Annotated in this window: 18 protein-coding genes; 3 read left to right on the top strand and 15 right to left on the bottom strand. The window is 58.8% G+C overall.

Annotated features, from left to right (window positions below):
* Both GTQ41_RS13545 and GTQ41_RS13540 read right to left on the bottom strand, forming a co-directional pair.
* Positions 1 to 693, bottom strand: coding sequence for a fumarylacetoacetate hydrolase family protein (locus tag GTQ41_RS13545; protein WP_047294438.1), 693 nt, complete (start codon positions 691 to 693; stop codon positions 1 to 3).
* 99 nt (positions 694 to 792) lie between these two features.
* Positions 793 to 2,142 (bottom strand): MFS transporter, encoded by a 1,350-nt coding sequence (locus GTQ41_RS13540; protein ID WP_047294435.1) that lies wholly within the window; start codon positions 2,140 to 2,142, stop codon positions 793 to 795.
* A 590-nt stretch (positions 2,143 to 2,732) separates the two neighbouring features.
* On the opposite strand from GTQ41_RS13540, the gene GTQ41_RS13535 reads away from it, so the two are divergent.
* Entirely contained in the window at positions 2,733 to 3,665 is a 933-nt protein-coding gene (locus GTQ41_RS13535; protein ID WP_047294433.1) for an AraC family transcriptional regulator, read from the top strand.
* 93 nt (positions 3,666 to 3,758) lie between these two features.
* Here GTQ41_RS13535 and GTQ41_RS13530 read toward each other — a convergent pair whose 3' ends face one another.
* The 3 genes from GTQ41_RS13530 to GTQ41_RS13520 form a co-directional block, all read right to left on the bottom strand.
* A complete protein-coding gene (locus GTQ41_RS13530) occupies positions 3,759 to 5,048 on the bottom strand; it encodes a carbohydrate porin (RefSeq protein WP_047294431.1) in 1,290 nt (429 codons plus the stop codon).
* 105 nt (positions 5,049 to 5,153) lie between these two features.
* A complete protein-coding gene (locus tag GTQ41_RS13525; protein WP_047294429.1) occupies positions 5,154 to 7,559 on the bottom strand; it encodes a glucose/quinate/shikimate family membrane-bound PQQ-dependent dehydrogenase in 2,406 nt (801 codons plus the stop codon).
* 366 nt (positions 7,560 to 7,925) lie between these two features.
* The gene (locus GTQ41_RS13520) at positions 7,926 to 8,774 is read right to left on the bottom strand and encodes a LysR family transcriptional regulator (RefSeq protein WP_230679376.1); all 849 of its coding nucleotides are present in this window, start codon (positions 8,772 to 8,774) and stop codon (positions 7,926 to 7,928) included.
* 203 nt (positions 8,775 to 8,977) lie between these two features.
* Here GTQ41_RS13520 and GTQ41_RS13515 point away from each other — a divergent pair, with 203 nt between their 5' ends.
* Positions 8,978 to 9,745 carry a TSUP family transporter gene (locus tag GTQ41_RS13515; protein WP_047294427.1) on the top strand — a complete coding sequence of 256 codons (768 nt, stop codon included), beginning with the start codon at positions 8,978 to 8,980 and terminating at the stop codon, positions 9,743 to 9,745.
* Positions 9,746 to 9,796: 51 nt separating this feature from the next.
* Here the strand turns inward: GTQ41_RS13515 and GTQ41_RS13510 are convergent, their stop codons facing one another.
* From GTQ41_RS13510 to GTQ41_RS13470, 9 genes are all read right to left on the bottom strand, one after another.
* Positions 9,797 to 10,240 (bottom strand): TspO/MBR family protein, encoded by a 444-nt coding sequence (locus GTQ41_RS13510; protein WP_047294693.1) that lies wholly within the window; start codon positions 10,238 to 10,240, stop codon positions 9,797 to 9,799.
* 59 nt (positions 10,241 to 10,299) lie between these two features.
* Positions 10,300 to 12,489 (bottom strand): ATP-binding protein, encoded by a 2,190-nt coding sequence (locus GTQ41_RS13505; RefSeq protein WP_047294425.1) that lies wholly within the window; start codon positions 12,487 to 12,489, stop codon positions 10,300 to 10,302.
* 158 nt (positions 12,490 to 12,647) lie between these two features.
* On the bottom strand, positions 12,648 to 14,186 hold the full coding sequence (locus GTQ41_RS13500; protein ID WP_217325520.1) for a cryptochrome/photolyase family protein: 1,539 nt from the start codon (positions 14,184 to 14,186) through the stop codon (positions 12,648 to 12,650).
* Between the two features lie 25 nt (positions 14,187 to 14,211).
* Positions 14,212 to 14,517 carry a DUF6482 family protein gene (locus GTQ41_RS13495; protein ID WP_047294422.1) on the bottom strand — a complete coding sequence of 102 codons (306 nt, stop codon included), beginning with the start codon at positions 14,515 to 14,517 and terminating at the stop codon, positions 14,212 to 14,214.
* Between the two features lie 14 nt (positions 14,518 to 14,531).
* Complete coding sequence (locus GTQ41_RS13490) at positions 14,532 to 15,242, bottom strand: SDR family NAD(P)-dependent oxidoreductase (protein ID WP_047294420.1); 711 nt, start codon at positions 15,240 to 15,242, stop codon at positions 14,532 to 14,534.
* Positions 15,239 to 15,781: a DUF3833 domain-containing protein gene (locus GTQ41_RS13485; protein ID WP_047294419.1), complete on the bottom strand. Its 543-nt coding sequence runs from the start codon at positions 15,779 to 15,781 to the stop codon at positions 15,239 to 15,241. The genes GTQ41_RS13490 and GTQ41_RS13485 overlap by 4 nt, the downstream gene beginning before the upstream one ends.
* A gap of 106 nt (positions 15,782 to 15,887) precedes the next feature.
* The gene (folE, locus tag GTQ41_RS13480; protein ID WP_047294417.1) at positions 15,888 to 16,448 is read right to left on the bottom strand and encodes a GTP cyclohydrolase I FolE; all 561 of its coding nucleotides are present in this window, start codon (positions 16,446 to 16,448) and stop codon (positions 15,888 to 15,890) included.
* 238 nt (positions 16,449 to 16,686) lie between these two features.
* Positions 16,687 to 17,811 carry an alkene reductase gene (locus GTQ41_RS13475; protein ID WP_047294415.1) on the bottom strand — a complete coding sequence of 375 codons (1,125 nt, stop codon included), beginning with the start codon at positions 17,809 to 17,811 and terminating at the stop codon, positions 16,687 to 16,689.
* A gap of 95 nt (positions 17,812 to 17,906) precedes the next feature.
* The gene (locus GTQ41_RS13470) at positions 17,907 to 18,584 is read right to left on the bottom strand and encodes a type 1 glutamine amidotransferase domain-containing protein (protein ID WP_217325519.1); all 678 of its coding nucleotides are present in this window, start codon (positions 18,582 to 18,584) and stop codon (positions 17,907 to 17,909) included.
* 196 nt (positions 18,585 to 18,780) lie between these two features.
* On the opposite strand from GTQ41_RS13470, the gene GTQ41_RS13465 reads away from it, so the two are divergent.
* Positions 18,781 to 19,374 (top strand): TetR/AcrR family transcriptional regulator, encoded by a 594-nt coding sequence (locus GTQ41_RS13465; protein ID WP_047294691.1) that lies wholly within the window; start codon positions 18,781 to 18,783, stop codon positions 19,372 to 19,374.
* Between the two features lie 44 nt (positions 19,375 to 19,418).
* Here GTQ41_RS13465 and GTQ41_RS13460 read toward each other — a convergent pair whose 3' ends face one another.
* A complete protein-coding gene (locus GTQ41_RS13460; protein ID WP_047294411.1) occupies positions 19,419 to 20,324 on the bottom strand; it encodes an amino acid ABC transporter substrate-binding protein in 906 nt (301 codons plus the stop codon).
* Positions 20,325 to 20,328: the final 4 nt, after the last annotated feature.

Below are 20,328 nucleotides of genomic sequence, written 5' to 3'. Positions count from 1 at the left end.
TCAAGTCCGCGGGCCGACGCGCATTTCGAGTTGGCCGATACCGTCGATGCCGGCGTTGATGATGTCGCCCGGTTGCAACACATCGACGCCCGCCGGGCTGCCCGTCATGATCAGATCGCCGGCCTTGAGCGTCACCGATCGGGAAATCCGGCTGATCACTTCACTGACCGACCAGATCTGGTTATCGAGGCTGTCGCGCTGACGCTCCTGGCCGTTGACGTTCAGCCATAGCTCCCCGTCGGGATGGCCCAACCGATTGACGGGGACAACGGCGGTCATCGGTGCGGCACCGTCGAACACCTTGGCCCCTTCCCATGGCAAACCGCTGCTTTTGGCCTGGCGCTGCACGTCGCGGCGGGTCAGGTCGAGTCCGGCGGCGTAGCCCCACACGTAGGCCAACGCTTCACTCTCTGGAATATCGGCGCCCCCTTCACCGATGGCGACGACCAGCTCGATCTCGTGGGCGAACTCGTCGGTCAGAGGCGGGAAGGGCACTTCACCAACGGCATCCACCACGTTGCTCGCCGGCTTCATGAAAAACACTGGAGGCTGGCGAGATTGCCCCTGAGTGTCTGGCCAGGGGTAATTACGGCCGACGCAAAACACCCGGCCGACGGGAAAACGTTGCTTACTGCCGACAACCGGCAAGGTCACTGGCAGATCCGGGGTAAAAACATACTCAGTCATGTTCATCCTGTTAAAAGTCCTGTCAGAAGCTTCAGCGTACGGCGGCGTTCGTTGGCAAAGTTGGACGAAAGCCGCCTCTGGTTGGAGAAAACGGTGCTTTACGGCTCAATTCGCCTTCAACTCGATGCGGTACAAACGGCCGAGCAATAGTGAGTAGGAAAGGGTGCCGATCAGTGCGACAGCGCCGATGAACCAGAACGCCCAGGCAAACGAGCCGGTGGCGTGGACAATCGCCCCGATCACGATCGGCGTGACGATGCCGCCAATGTTCGCCGCCAGACTGGTGATGCCGCCGGTGAGCCCAATGAGTTCCTTGGGCGCTACTTCCGACACCGCCGCCCACGAAGACGAGGCGATGCCTTGAGCGAAGAAGGCAACGGTCAACACGGCAATGCAAATCATGTTGGAGTCGGTGAAATTGACCAGAACAATGGACATGCCGAGCATCGAGCCAATCACCAGTGGCAATTTGCGCGCGAAGGACATCGAGTAGCCCCGGCGAATCAGCAGGTCGGACACAATGCCCGCGAGAAGAATGCCGACGGTGGCGCCCACGAAGGGCATCACGGCAAAAATCCCGGCTTTGATCATGGTCAGTTTGCGTTCCTCGATCAGGTAAGTCGGGAACCAGGTGAGGAAAAAGTACAGCGCAGAGGTGCTGGCGAACTTGCCAATGCAAATTGCCCAGATCTGTCGGTAGCTGAACAGCTCGGCGATTTGCCGCCAGTTGAAACGGGTGCGCTCTTGACTGCTCTTGACCAGACCACCGCCGGCTTCGATGTAGCTCAGTTCTTCTTTGCTGACTTTCTTGCAGTTCAACGGGTCGCGATACAGATAAAGCCACAGCACACCAAAAACGATGCCCAGCGCGCCCGTACTGTAGAAGACATGGCGCCAGTCAAAGGTCGTGGCCAGCCATAACAGCGCCCCGGTAAACAACGCTGTGCCCAGATACTGGCCGCAGACATAGATACTGCTGGCCAGACCGCGCTCGCGAGCCGGAAACCATACCGTGACCGCACGACTGTTGGCCGGAAACGCCGGAGCCTCCATGGCGCCCACGGCCAGGCGTAGGCCGAACAGGGAGGCGAATCCGCTAGCAAAGCCCTGGCAGACGGTGACCGTCGACCAACTGATCAGCGAGACACCGTAGGTGAAACGGGAACCGAAGCGGTCGGCAATAAACCCGGCCGGCACCAGAGCCAGCGCGTAGGTCCAGGCGAACGCGGAAAAAATCAGGCCCATTTCGATCTTGTCCAGGCCCAGGTCCTTGGCCATGAACGGTGCGGCAATCGAAATGTTCACCCGATCGATGTAGTTGATGATCGTCGCGATCAGCAGCAAAGAGAGCATGAACCAGCGCCGCCGCGAAGGCAGTCGCTGAGGCAGCACGGTGTCGCGCGCGCTGGCGAGCAACGGCGTAGCGCTCGTCTGGGAAGTGTGGGTATTCGACATGAGTAAGCCTCGTTTTATTGTTAGAAATGTCGAGTTATTTCCGGGCAGCCGACGTCATGCCCGCAAAAGCGCGAGCGAGCCATCGAGTGCTGAAAAAAGACAGTGAGCGTTAGCGGCAGACGTTCAGGTTCGTCGTGCGCCAGGCATTACAGGCGTGAGTTCGGGGGGATCAGCGGGGAGCAATAGCAGGGTCATGACGTGCGCACCTTTGATTGTTTTTGATAGAGGTCGGGCTGCGTGTGCAATCACAGTGGTCGTACAACCTTGTTAAAGCAATCCGGGTGTTAGATCGTTTTTTTGTTGAAAAACCGATTGGGCAAACCTGTCCAAAAATACGCCACAGTAAATCCGCTCGGAATTTTCGTTTTCGAGTCATCTATCTATTTGTTTTATAACAAGAAATAGAAATCATCCAAAACTGGTTTTTTTGGACAGTCGGAATCGGTACGCACACGGGCAAATTTTTTTCACGGGCTGAGACATCGTACGACCTCTTGATGGCGTACCCCTGAGGCTTCAAGATGAACACCGACGCTTGCCCGGCAACGCCAGGACAACCTGCCAACGTACCTGTCGAGGATTCTCAAAAAATGCCGTCACCCAGCCGTGTCCCCACCTATGTCATGCAGCAACGCAGTGAACTCACCGACTTTTACATTCGCGACAAACAGGGCCGCCGCGCCGAAACCAGCCCGCATCGACATGAGTACTTCCAGATTCAGGTCAACCTCGGCGGCGACACCGTGCAGCACATCGGCAACGCTGTGCGCCCGTTTCCGCGCAATACGCTGGCCTTTATCCTGCCGCATCGGGTGCATGTGATCCCGCATCCGGCGGACAGCAAGTTCATGGTGATCAACTTTTCCCAAACCTTCCTGTTGCCGCATTTGCAGTGCGACCCGATGGATCTGGAGGAGGTGTCGATTCTTCTGGCACCCGAGTTGTCGCCGTTCCGCTTTCAGGAGCATCTGGACTTCGTTCTGGAGGATGCGGATTTCAACCAGGTCTGTGCCTTGATCGAGCAGATGCGCACGCTGGATGAGAACCGCCAGTTCGGTACCCGCGAAATGCTCAAGGGCTTGTTGCTGCAACTGATCGGCAACGTGTGCTTCCTGTATGCCGAACCGCTCAAACGCCTGGCAGAGGAAAATGCGGCTGAAGCCAGTCGACGCGATGCTCTGAGCCGCATGTATGAGTATCTGCGCAAGAACATTGCCGATCCCGATCTCAACCTGATCAAGGTAGCGGCCGCGACCTATCTGTCCCCGACGTACCTGACGCACTGGTTGCGCAAGGAAATCGGCAAGACGTTTACCGAACTGGTGCTCGAACGCAGGATGCACGCCGCACGTAACTACCTGCTCAATGGCACGCGGCCGGTGGGCGAGGTGGCGAGGTTGTGCGGATTCGCGGATGAAGCTTATTTTTCCCGGCGTTTCCGCCAGATCCATGGCCAGCCTCCGGGGCAATTCCGGCGTCAGCAGCTTAATCCCGATACGCCGCAGTCAGCGTTGAACACGTGACAAGAGAGCCTCCCGGGTCGAGATAATCGAGCAACAAAAAACCCGGCGAAATGCCGGGTTGTTTGAGGTCTGCTATCGCTTCAAATCGAAGGTTCAGAGCGAAGCTTTCACCTGTAAACCAAACACCAACGCATTGTCGATGTCCTGCCCGGAAAACGCCCCAGGTTCGATGATGTATTGCATGTTCGGGCGTAGTGTCAGCCAAGGCGTGGCCTGGTAGCCGTAGCCGAGTTCGATCAACTGCTCGCCACTGTCCAGATTCGGGAACTGCGTGCCGTTGGCCATGGCGGCGTCCTGCTGTACGTCGCGGCTGCGCGGGTTAGGCACGGCGCGACCGTAGCCCAGAGCGACGGTGTCACGCGGGCGACCTTCGAACGGTTTGTACAGCACCAGACCGGTGCCGTACCACTTGCTGAATGGCGAAGCCGCTTCGCTGGCTGCCGAGTATTGGCCGAACGCATGCAGGCTGCGGCCCTCGGACGTTGGCGAACTCCATACGGCTTGATCGATCAGCAGGTAATGCCCGCCACGCCCGGAGACTTCTTTGTCGCTGCCGATGCGTTTCACATCGGAACTGTCGTAGTAGTAACCCAGCTTGTATTCGCCGGGCAATTGGCCCGCGTGCTTGTACACCAGTTCGATCGGCACCACGGTGCCAGTGGTGTGTTTCGGACCCAGATGCCAGGCACGGCTGGAGTTGCCGTTGCTTTCCGGATCGACGTTGAACGCGGCCACGCGCAGTTGCCACGATGGCGACAAGTCGTACTTCACCCGCACGCCCAGGTGCGCGTTGGGGTAGTTAGTCCAGCCACTGCCGCCGGACATGTTCAGCGGATGGCCGCAGAAACCGGCGTTCATGAAGTTGCACAGAATGCCGCTGTCGAGGCCGCCGAGGTCGTTGCCCATGGCCATGTAGCCGAGTTTTACGTTGAGCGCCGGGGTGAACAGACTGCGCTCGTAGCTGAGTTCCGTGAGTCGGGTGTAGAGGCCGCCGTAGTTTTCCTGGATCGGCAGACGGTTGCCAACCAGGTCTTCGGAGGCGCTGTTGCCGCGGCGGTCGTTGATGGTCAACTGGACCTTGCCGGCGTTCTCCACGCCATACAACTTGCTCAGATCAAACTGGGCGCCGAGCTTGATGTTCTGCGAGTAACGGCCGGAGCGATGCAGGCCGCCATCGGCGTTGTAAGCCATTTCACCGGTGTAATCGCCGGTGAATTTGATGCCGTCTTCGTCCATCTGGTGACGCAAGCCACCCCAGTCACCGGTCAGGGTATTGCGGGTCAACAGGTTTGCATCGGTATCGGCGAAGGCGGGCAGGCTGGCGCTGCAGGTCAGGCCCAACAGCACGCCGTTGACCCAGCCGTTACGAGTAAAACCAAACATGGAGATCTTCCTGCTCAACGCGGTAGCAATATCGGAAAGCGGCGCGGCACCCTCAGGTGCCGCGCGCAAAAAGAAAGCGCCCGTGTTCAACACGGGCACTGCGGTTTACGGCAAGGCGTAAGCCATCACGTAGTCGCCGCGGTCAGTCGACTGACGCGCGCCGCCAGCGGTGACAACGATGTACTGCTTGCCGGTTTTCGGCGAAACGTAGGTCATCGGGCCGCCCTGGCTGCCGACCGGCAGACGCGCTTTCCAGATTTCCTCGCCGTTGCCGCTGTTGAAGGCGCGCAGGTAGAAGTCCTGAGTACCGGCGATGAAGATCAGGCCACCCTGGGTCGACAGGGTGCCGCCCAGGGTTGGCAGGCCGATCTTGATCGGCAGGTGCATGCGGATGCCCAGAGGACCGGTGTCTTCAACGGTGCCGACCGGAACCTGCCAGGCGACTTTCTGGGTCTTCATGTCGATCGCGGTCAGGGTGCCGAACGGCGGCGCCTGGCAAGGAATGCCGGCCACCGACAGGAAGCGGTTTTTGTTCACCGCATACGGCGTGCCTTTGAGCGGTACCGCGCCCATGCCGGTGTTCAACGCTTCGCCACCGGACGAGGCTTGAGCCTTGTTCTGCGACGGAATCATCTGGATCCACAGACCCAGGCGCATGTCGTTGACGAAGATGAAACCGTGGACCGGGTCAGTGGAGAGGCTGCCCCAGTTCATGCCGCCCAGCGAACCCGGGAAGCTCAGCGATTTGTCGGTACCCGGCGCGGTGTACAGGCCGTCGTAACGCATCGATTTGAAATCGATCCGGCACAGCAACTGGTCATACGGGGTGGCGCCCCACATGTCCGACTCAGTCAGGTGCTGAGCACCGATCTGCGGCATGCCCACCGATTTCGGCTGGGTTGGCGAGTACGGTTCGTTCGGGATGTTCGCGGCTTTGACCGGGACTTCTTTAACGTCGGTCAACGGCTTGCCGGTGGCGCGGTCGAGCACGTAGATCTGCCCGGCCTTGGTGCCGATGACCAGAGCCGGAACGGTTTTGCCGTCCTTGGTGAAGTCGATCAGGCTCGGCTGCATCGGCAGGTCGAAGTCCCAGAGATCGTTGTGCACGGTCTGGAACACCCAGCGTTCATCACCGGTGGTGGCGTCCAGCGCGAGCACCGAGGCGCCGTAGGTGTGATCGAGTTTGCTGCGTTCGACACCATAGATGTCGGTGGACGAGCTGCCCATCGGCAAGAACACGGTGTTGGTCGCCGGGTCGTAGGACATCGGCGCCCAGCTGTTCGGCGTGCTGCGCACATACGTGCTGCCATCGGCCGGGGCCTTTTTATCCTGCGGGTTGCCCGGGTCGAAGGCCCAGCGCATGGCGCCGGTGATCACATCAAAACCACGGATCACGCCACCCGGCATGTCGGTTTGCACGTTGTCGGCCACACGACCGCCGACCACCACGGTGGTACCGGCCATCAACGGAGCGGAGGAGAGCTGATAGTAGCTGTCCGGCACATCGCCCAGACCGGCCTTCAGATCAACCTGACCGTTGTTGCCGAAACCCTGGCAGAACTCGCCGGTGTCGGCATCGACCGCGATCAGGCGAGCGTCGATGGTGTTGGTCAGCAGGCGGCGCTGGCAATTGGCGGCAGGCGCCGGTTTGGCTTCGATGATGCTCGAATTGCTTGGCTGAGCGATGGCCTTGGTGGCATCGAAATAGGCCATGCCACGGCAACGTTGCCAGACTTTCGATTTGGCGTTGATCGCGTTCTTCCACAGCTCTTTGCCGGTGTCGGCATCCAGCGCGATCAGGTTGTTGTGCGGGGTGCAGATGAACACCTTGTTGCCGATCTGCAGCGGGGTGAGCTGGTCTTCGGCACCGTTGCCATCGCTCTCGGCGACGTCACCGGTGTGGTAGGTCCACGCCACTTTCAGTTTGTCGACGTTGTTGCGGTTGATTTGGTCCAGCGCGGCAAAGCGGCTGCCGCCTTCGGTATTACCGTAGTGCGCCCAGTCTTTTTGCGCCTTGTCTGGCTCAACCGGCGTCAGGCCCGGGCCCGTGCCGGTGGCAGCGACAGTCGGATGCGCGACGAACATGTTGCCGGCAGCCACCGCCAGCCCCACGGCCAGGACAGCGGCAACGCCGTAAGCGCCACGCCCCGGCACGCCACCGTTGGCGCGCTTGAGCAGTGGATAGACCAGCGCCACCACCAGGCCTACGGCGCTGAACATGAACAGGCGCGAGAACACCGGCCAGAACACCAGCCCGGCATCGCTCACCGCCCAGATCGCTGTACCGACCAGAAACGCCGCGAACAGCCAGGCGCCGGCGGTCTTGAAGCGAGCGATCAGCAGACCGGAAACGGCCATCACCAGACCGCCCACGAGGAAGTACCACGACCCTCCCAGGCTGACCAGCTTCACTCCGCCAGCCGCAAGTGCCAGGCCGAGCAGGGCGATGATCACCCCCAGCCCGACCAGAATGAATTTTGATATGCCCGAGAGGCGTTGACTCTGCTTCACGTTGAATGTCCCGTTGAAATGAGGCGTGCATTATATAGTTAGGTAACTACCTAGTTAAATCACTAATTCAGAATGAAGCATAGATCAACGCGGCTACGCGGGTTTGCGGGCAGTCCTGAGCGCTCACGGGACCGGCAAGGGCTGATCGAGCGTGAGGCAAGTCGCAATTACGTCTGGTTAAATGGGATTTTTGACAGGTATCAATCAACAGGAGGGAGAGTGAATCGATAAACGCCGATTCGACGTGCCAGTCATCAACCGACGTACGGCTGCTGCCGTTTCGACTCACGAGAACGAAGGCAAAGAAAGGACAACACGTCGGGTAGACACTGCGGTCAGTGGGCGTGCAAAACTGTAGAAATGACGTCAGACGTCCTTGAATTCCTCTACGAGCAGCTCCGCAAATTTTTCTTTTGCTCGATGAGGTCCACTGTTTTTATTCCATATAAAATAATTCTGTATTGGGTGCAGGTCGTCAAATACATGGCCGCTTATGTCACCGATCCTGCGAAACTGTTCAAAAACGCCTCTGGGCACTAACGAAACACCCGCTCTAGAGCTGACACACCCAAGAATGGTGCCGTAACTGGCGATGCTTGTTACAGGACTAACAACACCATGCGCTTGTAGCCAGTTTTCCAGCGCCTTTCTATAAGGACAGCCTTCAGGCCACATGAATATATCTGTGCCACTCAAGTCCTGCGGATTATGCACGTGCCCCGCAGCTGAAGAGGCAATCAATACCAGTTCTTCCATGTAGATTTCGATACTTTCAATATCAGGATGATCCTGATTGACAGCAATGATGGCACCGTCGAGTTTATGATCAACCACATCATTCAATAACTGCGACCAGTCACCTGTGCTGAACTGCATTTGCACAGACGGATAGAGTTGATGAAACTTTGAGAGCAACTTGGGCAGTCTGCCGGTGGCCGATGACTCTATTGCCCCGATCTTCAAGAGTCCTGACGGCGCCGCCGCAGGATCGAGCGCTCTTTGTGATTCCTGGCACAAAGACAGGATTTTGTTTGCATACCCAAGAAATAATCTACCGGAAGGGCTGATAACAAGCCCCCGACCTTTCCTGATAAACAAAGATACCCCAAGTTCTTTTTCCAGAAGTTTGATTCTGTTGGTAATATTGGACGGCACACAGTGCAGTAATTCAGAGGCGCGAATGATACTTCCGTGATCCGCTACAGTCTTGAACATAGTAAGTTGAGAAAGCTACATGCCATTGCTCACTTATGATGAATGGTTTGATCACTATAAGTCACTTGTTGAAACCCATCAAGTCACCTATTTTTCAAAGTCTGATCTGATTGTGGAAATTTAAATCAGCGGGTCAGAGGTAAATAACCCGGGGGATTTCGTGATGCGTTGCGAAGACCTTCAGTCCCGAAAGGATCTCCTGAATGGATTTTGAACAAGCGTTGTTCGCTTTAGGCTTTTTTGCATTCTGTGGTGGTTTGATAGATGCAGCGGTAGGTGGTGGCGGGCTTGTACAGCTGCCAGCACTTTTGCATGCGCTTCCTCAATATAATTTGGCAACCGTATTTGGAACCAATAAGCTGGCGGTTCTTGCGGGCAATCTTTCTTCGATATACAGCTATACCAAAAGAATAAAAATTGTCTGGAAACTGATGCTGCCCACCATGCTGTCAGCATTCGTTTTTGCGTTTATTGGCGCGTTTTCCGTGTCAATCGTTCCCAAGAAACTCATGGAGTTCGTTGTTTTTTTTGTTTTGATAGCGATGGCGATCTATACGTTCGCGGAAAAAAGATTAGGCCTGATCAGCACTGAATTTCATTGCGGAACAAAGGAAATTGCGTGGGGCATTTTTTTTGGTGGCTTGATTGGTTTTTATGACGGCGTCTTCGGTCCGGGTAGCGGCAGCCTTCTGCTATTCATTTTCGTCAAATATTTTGGCTTTGATTTTTTAAATGCCTCCGCCTCCGCAAAGCTGGTCAATCTGGGTACGTTCTGCGCGGCGCTCATGTTTTTTGTACCAACGGGAAATGTTCTGTGGGCGGTAGGTGGCGTCGTAGCACTGTGCAATATTGCCGGCTCCCTGACTGGAGTTTTTCTGGCACTGCGGTATGGCAGTGGCTTTATTCGGATCTTTTTCCTGATTCTGCTGGTTTTCCTGATTGGCAGAATGGGGCTGTCTCTATTTTCATAGATGAAATCCAACCCCTTCAGCACTCCAATGAACATTGGCTGTTGCGCTTGATCACCCACGGTTGTTGCGCAAAATCGAGAAATTCAACGCCGCTGCCACACACAACCAGGCCAGATAAGGAAACAGGATCAGCCCGGTGATCACATCCAGGCGCATCGCCAGAAATACCATTGCCGCGACTACCAGCCACAACACCAACAGAATCACCATGGCGGCCAACACCTGATGCGCGCCGAAGAACACCGGCGTCCACAGCGTGTTCAAGGCGATCTGCGCGGCCCATAGCGCCAACACGGTCTGACTGCCGGGAATCAGGCTCAAGCGATAACCGGCCCAGGCCAGCAATAGATAGATAATCGTCCAGGCCACCGGAAACGCCCAATTGGGTGGGGTAAATCCGGGTTTATTCAGCCCTTCGTACCATGGCCCGGGTTTGAAAATCACCCCGGTACTTGCCGCAGCGCCGCACGCGATCAGAAAAATCAGAAACGTCACCATTTTTCACTCCTTGGCCGCAGCCACTCTCTCTGGGATTACAGCGCCGCAACGGTCGCTCATTCGGATTTCATCGCCATCAGGTCACTGACCCGCGCCACCAGCGTGTCGACGGCAAACGGCTTGGTCAGCACCTGCATGTCCGGGCCCAATTGACCGGCACCAATCACCGCGTTTTCCGCGTACCCGGTAATGAACAGGGTCTTCAGGTTCTGGCGGATTTCCCGGCCGGCATCGGCCAGTTGCCGACCGTTCATGCCACCCGGCAAGCCGACGTCAGTGATCAGCAAGTCGATGTGAATGTCGGAGCGCAACATCTTCAGCCCGACCACGCTGTCAGCGGCCTCTATCAAGGTGTAGCCGAGATCGCCGAGCACGTCAGTCAGCAACGCACGCACCGTAGGCTCGTCGTCCACCACCAGGATCGTCTCGCCAGCCTTGGGCAAGGCGGCCGGCGCGTTGTCCTTGTGATCCTGATTCGGCACCGGTTCGCCATGATAGCGAGGCAGATAAATGCACATTTCTGTGCCCCGGCCGACCTGCGAATGCACACGCACCTGGCCGCCGGACTGCTTGGCGAAACCGTAGATCATCGACAGTCCCAGCCCCGTGCCCTGGCCCAGCGGTTTGGTGGTGAAGAACGGGTCGAAGGCCTTGGCGATGACATCGGCGGTCATGCCGGTGCCGGTATCGGTCACGCACAGGCACAGGTATTCGCCCTCTGGCATGTCCAGGGTGCGCGCGGTCTCGCAGTCCAGCGTGCGGTTGGCGGTTTCGATGGTGATGCGCCCACCGTCCGGCATCGCATCGCGAGCGTTGATGCACAGGTTGAGAAGAGCATTCTCCAACTGACTGGCATCCACCAGCGTTGGCCAAAGCCCCGGCGCGGCGCGGGTTTCCAGGACGATGCTGGGGCCTACCGTACGCTGGATCAGTTCGGTCATGCCGGTCATCAGCGTGTTGACGTCGGTGGGACGCGGATCGAGGGTCTGGCGTCGGGAGAACGCCAGCAGCCGGTGGGTCAGGGCGGCGGCACGCTTGACCGCGCCCTGGGCGGTCATCATGTATTTGTCGACTTCGTTCAGTCGTCCCTGGCTGATGCGTGCGCCCATCAACTCCAGTGCACCGGAAATGCCGGCCAACAGATTATTGAAGTCATGCGCCAGGCCTCCGGTCAGTTGGCCGACGGCTTCCATTTTCTGTGACTGACGCAGTTTCTCTTCGGCTTGCATCAATTCTGCGGTGCGCGATGAAACGCGCTGCTCCAGCGTATCGTTGAGCGCGCGCAATGCAGCAATGGCGCGGTCGCGCTCCGCTTCGACATTGCGTCGCTCCTCGACATCGATCAGTACACCGGGAAAGCGCAGCGGCGTTCCATCGTCTGCACACTCAACCCGGCCGTTGGCCTCGATCCACTGGTACTTGCCGTCCGTGCGACGCACGCGGTACTGATGGGAGTAGGCACCACCGCGGCCGATGGCTTCGTTGATCGCGCTGGTCAGTCCGTCGCGGTCTTCGGGATGCACGGTCACCATCACTTGTTCGAGGCTGAGCCCTTCGCGGCCCAGCGCTGGGTCAAGGTCGAACACCCGAGCAAAAGCTTCGTCCACGGCAAAGCGGTCGGTGAGCAAGTCCCAGTGCCAGGTGCCGATAATGGCCCCGGCGGCGAGCGCCAGTTGCACACGCTCGACGTTCTCCCGCGCGATGGCCTCGCTGGCTCGCAAACGCTCCTCGGCGTCGCGCCGCTGGGTGACGTCGTTGAACAGAATGGCGATCTGCCGGTCGGCCGGATCGCCAACACGCACGGCGCGCACGTCGAACCAGCGCTCGAAGGTGTTGGCGTAATTCTCGAAGTTCGCCGGTTCCCCGGTCTTGGCCACATGGCCGTAGGTTTCAAACCAGAAGCTTTCCAGATTGGGCGCGAACTCGGTCACCCATTTGCCGCGCAGGTTGACGCCGCACTGGTGTTCGAACGCCGGATTGGCTTCGACGAAGTAGTAATCGACCGGCTTGTCGTCAGCGTCGAATTTGACCTTGACGATGGCAAACGCCGATTCGATGGTTTCCAGAATGGTGATGAAGCGAGCTTCGCTGCGGGCGAGGGCGTCCCGACTGGCTTGCAGTTGCGCCGCCATGTCGCGCTCGAGGTCAACGTCCTGTGTGTCGACCTGAGTGCTTTGAAGCGCCGCGCGCAATCGCCTGACTTCTGACTCGAGCGCTTCGCGACTAAGGTGTTCAAGGGTATCCATGTGACCTGCTTTGTTGAATGTTCAGGGGCTGGCTGCATAGAGCGTGTAAGCACAACACGGGCAGTGTCATTGCGCGCTCAGGGGACTCGAGCGCCGATCATCCGTTGACCGGGCGCGTTGTGCTTAAGTTTCACCGCCGGCGCAAGCGAGCGCTGATTTCAGATCGATTCGCCGTTATCCAGACGCGCCAACAGGTTCTGTCCGCGTTGCCACAGTGCCTCCTGTTTGGCTGACGGCATGCGGTCGAGGTTCTTGTACATCATCGCCATGCGCTGATTGCCGCGCAGTTGTTCACCGTGGCGCATCAGAAAATGCCAGTACAACGCATTGAACGGGCAGGCGTTGTCCGCGGTACTTTCGCTGACCTTGTAGGCGCAGCTTCGGCAGTAGTCGGACATGCGATTGATGTATTGGCCACTGGCGCAATAGGGTTTGGAACCGAGGTACCCGCCGTCGGCATGCATGACCATGCCCAGCGTGTTGGGCAGTTCGACCCAGTCGAAGGCGTCCATATAGATCGCCAGGTACCATTCACAGATCTGGCTCGGCGCAATGCCGGCGAGCAGGGCGAAATTGCCGGTGACCATCAGCCGCTGAATGTGGTGCGCGTAGGCATGCTGCAGACTCTGGCCGATGGCCTGGCGCATGCAGTTCATCTGCGTGGCACCGGTCCAGTAGAACTCCGGCAGTGCACGGCTGTTGCCGAAGGCATTGCCCCGTGCGTAGTCCGGCATTTTCAGCCAGTACACGCCGCGCACGTATTCCCGCCAGCCGATCAGTTGCCGAATGAAGCCTTCGGCGGCATTCAAGGCAATCCTGCCGGCCCAATAGGCCGACTCGACGTCGCTGCACAATCGCCGCAAATCCAGCAGGCCGATATTGAGCGCGGCGCTGATGCGTGCATGAAACAGGAACGGCTCGTCACTGGCCATGGCGTCCTGATAGTCACCGAAACCCGCCAGGCCATAATCCAGAAAATAGTCCCACAGCGCTTGCGCGTCGGCATGGGTGACCGGGTAATTGAAATCATCGAGGGCACCGTAGTGCTGACTGAAGCGCGCCTGCACCAGATCCAGCACCTCGCGGGTGATGGCATCGTTACTGAAACGGATCGGGTAGGGGGCTTTCACACCTTTGGGCAGGGACTTGCGATTCTCGGCATCGAAGTTCCACGCACCGCCCACCGGCGTGCCATCGCCATTGAGCAGCAAGCGACTCTTGCGGCGTATCTCACGATAGAAAAACTCCATGCGCAACTGCTTTTTCCCCGCAGCCCAGGCGGCGAACTCGGCGCGACTGCACAAAAAACGCGAATCGGCGTGCCAACAAACGGGCAGGCCACAATCCTTGATTGATTGTTCCAGGCGCCAGTCACCGCACTCGGTGACGTGCACTTGCTCGACCTGCAAGCGCTGTTGCCAACGGCGTAATTCTCCCGGCACCGAACCGCTGTTGTGCGGATCATCCAGCGTCACGTATTCGACACGAATGCCCTGGTCTCGCAACGACTGGGCGAAATGGCGCATGGCGCTGAAGATCAGGGCAATCTTTTGCGGATGGTGCGGTACATGGCTGGCTTCTCCCATGACCTCGACCAGCAGCACGGTGTCGCGCTCGCTGTCGAGCGTCTGCAAGGAGGCCAGATCGAACGACAACTGGTCGCCCAGCACCAGGCACAACCGACGATTCGGGTTCATTCAGTGCAGTCCGGCAGGATTCGTTTCATAACGGCGTGGCCAGCGAAAAAGGAATGCGCAACTCTTCGACCGGCCCGGTATCACGGCCACACATTTCGTCGTGCACGCATTGCTGCACTAGCACACACGGGAATGCCGGAACGGTCTGCAGCAAGTCACGCAGATGGGTGATTGAACGCAGGTGCATCGGTTTGGCCGCGTCGTCGAGCAAGGTGAACTGACCGTGATCCAGGCGAACCCGGGCCAGATAAAAACCACCTTCAAGCGACAGCAACTCCAGCTCACGAATTTCGCTGTTGGCCGCCCGTTCGGTCAGGGTTTGCAGATTCATGCTTCACTCCTTGCCTACCAGGGCAGGCGTTGTCCATCGTAGGCAAAGAACTGGCCGCTGTCGGCCGGGGTCAATTGGTCAATCAGGTTCAGTAGCTGTTCAGCGGCAACGTCCGCAGGGCGGGCGCTGGATGCCCCGCGAAAAGGTTGCGACAACCCCGACACGACCGTGCCCGGGTGCAGACTCAGCAAGCGGCTTTGCGGGCGGGTGCGGGCCAGTTCGATCGCTGCGGTCTTGATCAGCATGTTCAGCGCCGCCTTGGAGGCGCGATAGGCATACCAGCCGCCCAATCGGTTGTCGCCGATGCTTCCGACCTTGGCCGAGAGCAGCGCCATCGCCCCTTGGGGATCAAGCAACGGCAGAAAATGCCGCAACACCATCGCCGGCCCCAGCGCGTTCACTTGAAACACGGCTTGCAGCGCATCTGCCTCGATCGCGCTGTAGCTCTTTTCCGGTTTGATCCGCTCACGATGCAGCAGGCCGGCAGCGTGCACGATCAACTGATAGGGCGCTTGCGCGGCCAGTTCGGCGGCGGCGCTGGCGATCGATTGCGGCTGCTCCAGATCCAGCGCTGGAACGGTATGGCGCCCCAGTTCACGAACGCCGGCACAGCGCGGGTCCTGACTGAGCTGCTGGCAAAACGCGCGGCCGATGGCGCCACTGGCGCCGATCACCAGGGCACGATAATCATCGCCCAGGGAGGCCATGCTGAACGCGCTGTTCATTGGCTGACTCCGGCACCCTGACGGCGGAAAAACAAGGTCACCTGGCCGACTTCAACCCCGAGCTTGGACATGCGGGTGCGATTGATCAGCGTGTCCTCGTCCATCTGGTACATCCAGTCGTCCATGCTCATTTCATAGGTCGAGCCATCAACCGGCAGGTTCAGGCGATACCGCCAGTGCAGCGCATTGCCGGCCACCTGACCTGTGGCGACGCCCACTACATCACCCGCGCGCCCGCTCCAGCGTCCCTGGCCTTCGGGCGTCAGGGTCCAGACGCGGCGCTGGCGCGTACCGTCGCTGTACAGGAAGTGCTCATCAAGAATCAGGTTGTCACCTTCACGATGGCTGACGATGTTGACCTCGAAGCGCTTGACCACTTCCCCGGAACGCTTCTGAAACATCCCCCAGGCTTTCACCGGTTGGCTGAAAAAACGCTGCAGATCCAACGCCGGCTGCTGATCGGCGTAGTGACTGACATCGACGCTGCCGCAGCTCGCAACGCCGAGTATCAGAGCCAGCAAGAGCACAATTCGGGTCATTGACGTTCTCCCTGAATGCACAGGCAGGTGGGTGAAATTGGAAAGATCGTGCTTATACAGCCCACTTTCGCTGTACAGGTTTATCGCACCCATCGAGGGTCGAACATCAACTTCGCCGCCCGATCAGTTGCAGGAACTCCTGACGCGTGGTGGTGCTGTCACGAAACGCGCCGAGCATCACCGAGGAAGTCATGATCGAATTCTGCTTTTCAACGCCGCGCATCATCATGCACATGTGCCTGGCCTCGATGACCACGGCCACGCCAGCGGCATCGGTGATCTGCTGGATGGCCTCGGCAATTTGCCGGGTGAGGTTTTCCTGGATCTGCAGGCGCCGGGCGAACATGTCCACCACGCGCGCTACTTTCGACAGCCCGAGCACTCTGCCGGTGGGGATGTACGCCACGTGCGCCTTGCCGATGAAAGGCAGCATGTGGTGCTCACACAAGGAATAGAGCTCGATGTCACTGACGATGACCATCTCATCGCTTTGCGATTCGAACAGTGCGCCGTTGGTGACGTCTTCCAGGCTCATCGTGTAGCCGTTGCACAGATACTGCATCGCTTTGGCCGCACGTTTGGGCGTGTCGAGCAGACCTTCACGCTCGGGGTTTTCTCCGACGCCGACGAGAATTTCACGGTAATGGCTGGCTAGTAGTGGGTTCATTCAGGGGACTCGCAGCAGTGCTGTGCGTGAGGGCCAATCCGTAGCGCAAGAGTTGTACGCAATTAAGTTCTTTGTATAGGTTTTACTCAAGATAGGCTGAAAAAATCCGCCTGACAATGAATCGGCAATCTTTTTTATGCAGATGCGAACACCTCACATCGCAGCGTGCGAGGTTGCGCGTTTGGCGCAGAGGGGAAAGCGCTCCCGGGCAGTGGGAGCGCTAGGCGAATTCGCGGAATTATTCGCTGTAGGTCGGGTAATCCACATAGCCTTCGGCATTGCCGCCGTAGACCGTGGCGGGGTTCAGCGGGTTGAGCGGCCAGTCATTGGCGATGCGCGCCGGCAGGTCCGGGTTGGCCATGAACGGCCGACCGAACGCCACCAGGTCCGCCAGCCCCGATTCGAGCAATTGCGCGCCGGATTCAGCGTTGTAGCGCCCGGCGTAGATGATGGCGCCGCTGAAGGTGTCGCGCACTGCGCGGCGGAACGTTTGCGGCATCGCGGGCGCGGCGTCCCAGTCCGCCTCGGCGATGGACAGGTAGGCAATCCCCACGTCCTCAAGCACCTTGATCGCTTCGATGTAAGTGGTGTGCGGGTCTTCCTCGACCATGCCCAGATAAGTGCGCGCTTCATCGGTGGTGGTGAACAGCGGCGCGAACCGCACGCCGACTTTTTCCTTGCCGATGCACTCGGCGACACCCGACACCACTTCGCGCAGAAAACGCAGGCGATTGTGCAGCGAGCCACCGTATTGATCGGTGCGCACATTGCTGTGCGCAGAAATGAACTGGTTCACCAGATAGCCGTTGGCACAGTGCAGTTCGATCCCGTCAAAACCGGCATCCATCGCATTGCGCGCCGCCTGAATATAAAGCTGAACCAGTGCCTGGACTTCATCGGTGCTCAGCGCTCGCGGTGCGGATGGCTTGACCAGCTCTCCAGCGCCCGGCGTGGTTTCAATGAACACGCTGACCCGTTCAGTCGCGATGGCAGAAGCGGATACCGGGGCCGCGCCGTCGGGTTGCAAGGCGGTGTGGGACACACGTCCGACGTGCCACAGCTGGGCGAATATCACGCCGTTCCGGGCATGAACCGCTTCGGTGACTGTGCGCCATCCGGCAATTTGTTCCGGCGTATGAATGCCGGGGGTCCAGGCGTAGCCCTGACCGCGAGGCTCGATCTGCGTGCCTTCGGTGACCAGCAGACCGGCGCCGGCGCGTTGCTGGTAATACTCGGCCATCAATGCGTTGGCGACATTGCCCGGTTGCGTGCTGCGCTGGCGGGTGAGGGGCGGCAGGACGATGCGGTTTTTCAGGGTGTGCTGGCCCAGGGTGAAAGGCGTGAAGAAAGGGCTGTTTTTCATGGAATTCCTGTTTTGGCCTTATTAGACCAGTCGACTAGTAATGCGGCAAAAAAACACCGTGCGTGATGCGCACGGTGTCTGGGAGGCTCGGTGGCTCAGGCCAACAGCTTCAACAGCTTTTCAGCAACGGCTGCCGAGCTGGCAGGGTTTTGACCGGTCACCAGTTGGCCATCGGTCACCACGTGAACCTGCCAGTCAGCCACTTTGGCGTAGCGCCCGCCAAGACGCTGGAATTCGTCCTCAATCAGGAACGGCACAACATCCGTCAGGCCCACAGCGGCTTCTTCAGCGTTGGTGAAACCGGTGACGTCTCGGCCTTGAATCAACGATTTGCCATCGGCAGCCGTGACGTGGCGCAGCACGCCCGGCGCATGGCAGACGAAACCGTGGGGTTTGTTGCTGCGGTCGAAGGCTTCGATCAGTGCGATCGAGTGTTTGTCCTCGGCCAGATCCCACAGCGGGCCATGGCCACCCGGGTAGAACACAGCATCGAAATCCTCAGCGCTGACATCCGCCAGGCGCCCGGTGTTGGCCTGTGCCTGCTGGGCAGCAGGGTCCTGGCGGAAGCGCTCGGTTTCAGCGGTTTGCGCATCGGGCTCATCGCTTTTCGGATCAAGCGGCGGCTGGCCGCCAGCCGGCGATACCAGGGTGATCTGTGCACCGGCATCCTTGAAGGCGTAGTAGGGGGCCGCGAACTCTTCGAGCCAGAAGCCGGTTTTCTTGCCGGTGTTGCCAAGCTGATCGTGGGAAGTCAGAACCATCAAGATTTTCATAGAGCGCCCTGTGGTGGTCGGGTGTCCTCGACGGGTTCGTCTGCGACACCTTGGAAGAAATGACGGGCACAGCATAGATTCATATTAGACCGGTCGTCTAGTAGATTTTTACGGCCGTGTTTCCGCGTGATCACTGTGGCAAACTCCTGCTCATCAGAAATATACGACTGGTCTAATGTTTGGTATTTTGCGCCCCATGAAACCGACCTACGACGATACCCGCCAACACCTGCTCGACACCGGCCACCGCATGATGGCCGAAAAGGGCTTCACCAGCGTTGGCCTGAGCGAGATCCTGCAGACCGCCGGTGTGCCCAAGGGCTCGTTCTATCACTACTTCAAATCCAAGGAACTCTACGGCCAGGCATTGCTGGAGGATTACTTCGTCGGCTACCTGGCGGACATGGAGCGACGCCTGACACTGCCGGGGCTCAGTGCCTATGAGCGGCTGATGGATTACTGGCGGGGCTGGCAGAACCGCTGCACCCTGGAAGGTCATGGCGATGAATGCCTGGTGGTCAAGTTGAGCGCGGAAGTCGCCGACCTGTCCGAGTCGATGCGCCTCACCTTGCGTGACGGCGCCGAGCGCATCGTTGCGCGGATCACGACGTGCCTGGAAGAAGGGCAGCTGGATAAAAGTGTGCCGGATGCTGATGCTCGCCAGTTGGCAGAAACCCTTTACCAGCTCTGGTTGGGCGCCAGTCTGCTGAACAAGCTGCAGCGCACCGGGCAGTCATTGCAGACCTCGATGGTGATGACGAAGCGGCTTTTGCAGCGGCCCTTAAACTGAAGCGCGCGTACTGTTGAGCGTCCCCGATCGTTGTGGCCTGGCTCTCAAGGTAGTGCGTAGATCTTGAACAGCTTCTTCGCCGCGTCGCCGGCGCCATCCAGGTAGTTGTCGTACGCCTGCTCGATGTCGCCGGCGCGGTACATCTCACTCAGCGCAGTGTCGACCAGCAGACGGAAATCTTCGTCGTTTCGATCCAGCGCCATGGCCGTTGGCGCGTACTCGAAAATCCGCTCCAGCAGCACCAAGTGACCTACGGTGTAATTCCTGTTCAGCAGATGCTTGAGCACCATGCGCTCAGCAAAGAACGCACTGGCTTTGCCATCGGCAACCTGTTTGAGGCCTGCATCGGCGTTCTCCACCGTGACCAGCGTGGCTACCACGCCGAGCAAACGCATCTGCTGGTGTATCCACGCCTCGGTCACACCGCCGGCGATGGCAGCATAGGTTTGATTGGACAGCCCAAGGTTCGCGGTGGCACGCCACGTTGGCCCGGTATGGGCCACCTTGCCATTGAGCACATTAAGCAAAGGCTGGGAGGCGTCCTCGCGCACCACGGCCGAAAGACCGGCGGTGTAGACCGGCACCGAGTAGCTGACCTGAGAGCGCCGCGCCAGTGTCGGAGGGGTCGGCGTACAGAGAATGTCGATCTTCCCGGAATTGACGGCATTGATTTCGTCGTTGAGGGACACAGGCTGGTAGGCGATCTTCAGCGCGGGCAACGCCAGTTCGCTCTTGACCTTTTCGGCTATTTTCAAACAGAGATCGATGGCATATCCGCTGGCTTTATCGGCGACCTGTTCGCTGAACGGCGCGAAGTCCGGCAAGTAACCGAGGGTGAACGTGTGGCTCGTGCGGATGCGCTCAAGCGTGCTGCCGTGGGCCATGACCGGCAATAGCGTCAGTAGGCAGACGAGTAGCAGCGGTTTGGATTTGCTCAGTTTTACGTTCATGTGC

This window comes from Pseudomonas sp. AN-B15, assembly GCF_019056475.1.
GTDB lineage: Bacteria > Pseudomonadota > Gammaproteobacteria > Pseudomonadales > Pseudomonadaceae > Aquipseudomonas > Aquipseudomonas parakoreensis.
Note: the sequence above shows the minus strand (reverse complement) of the source record. Positions and strands in the feature narration are given on the sequence as shown.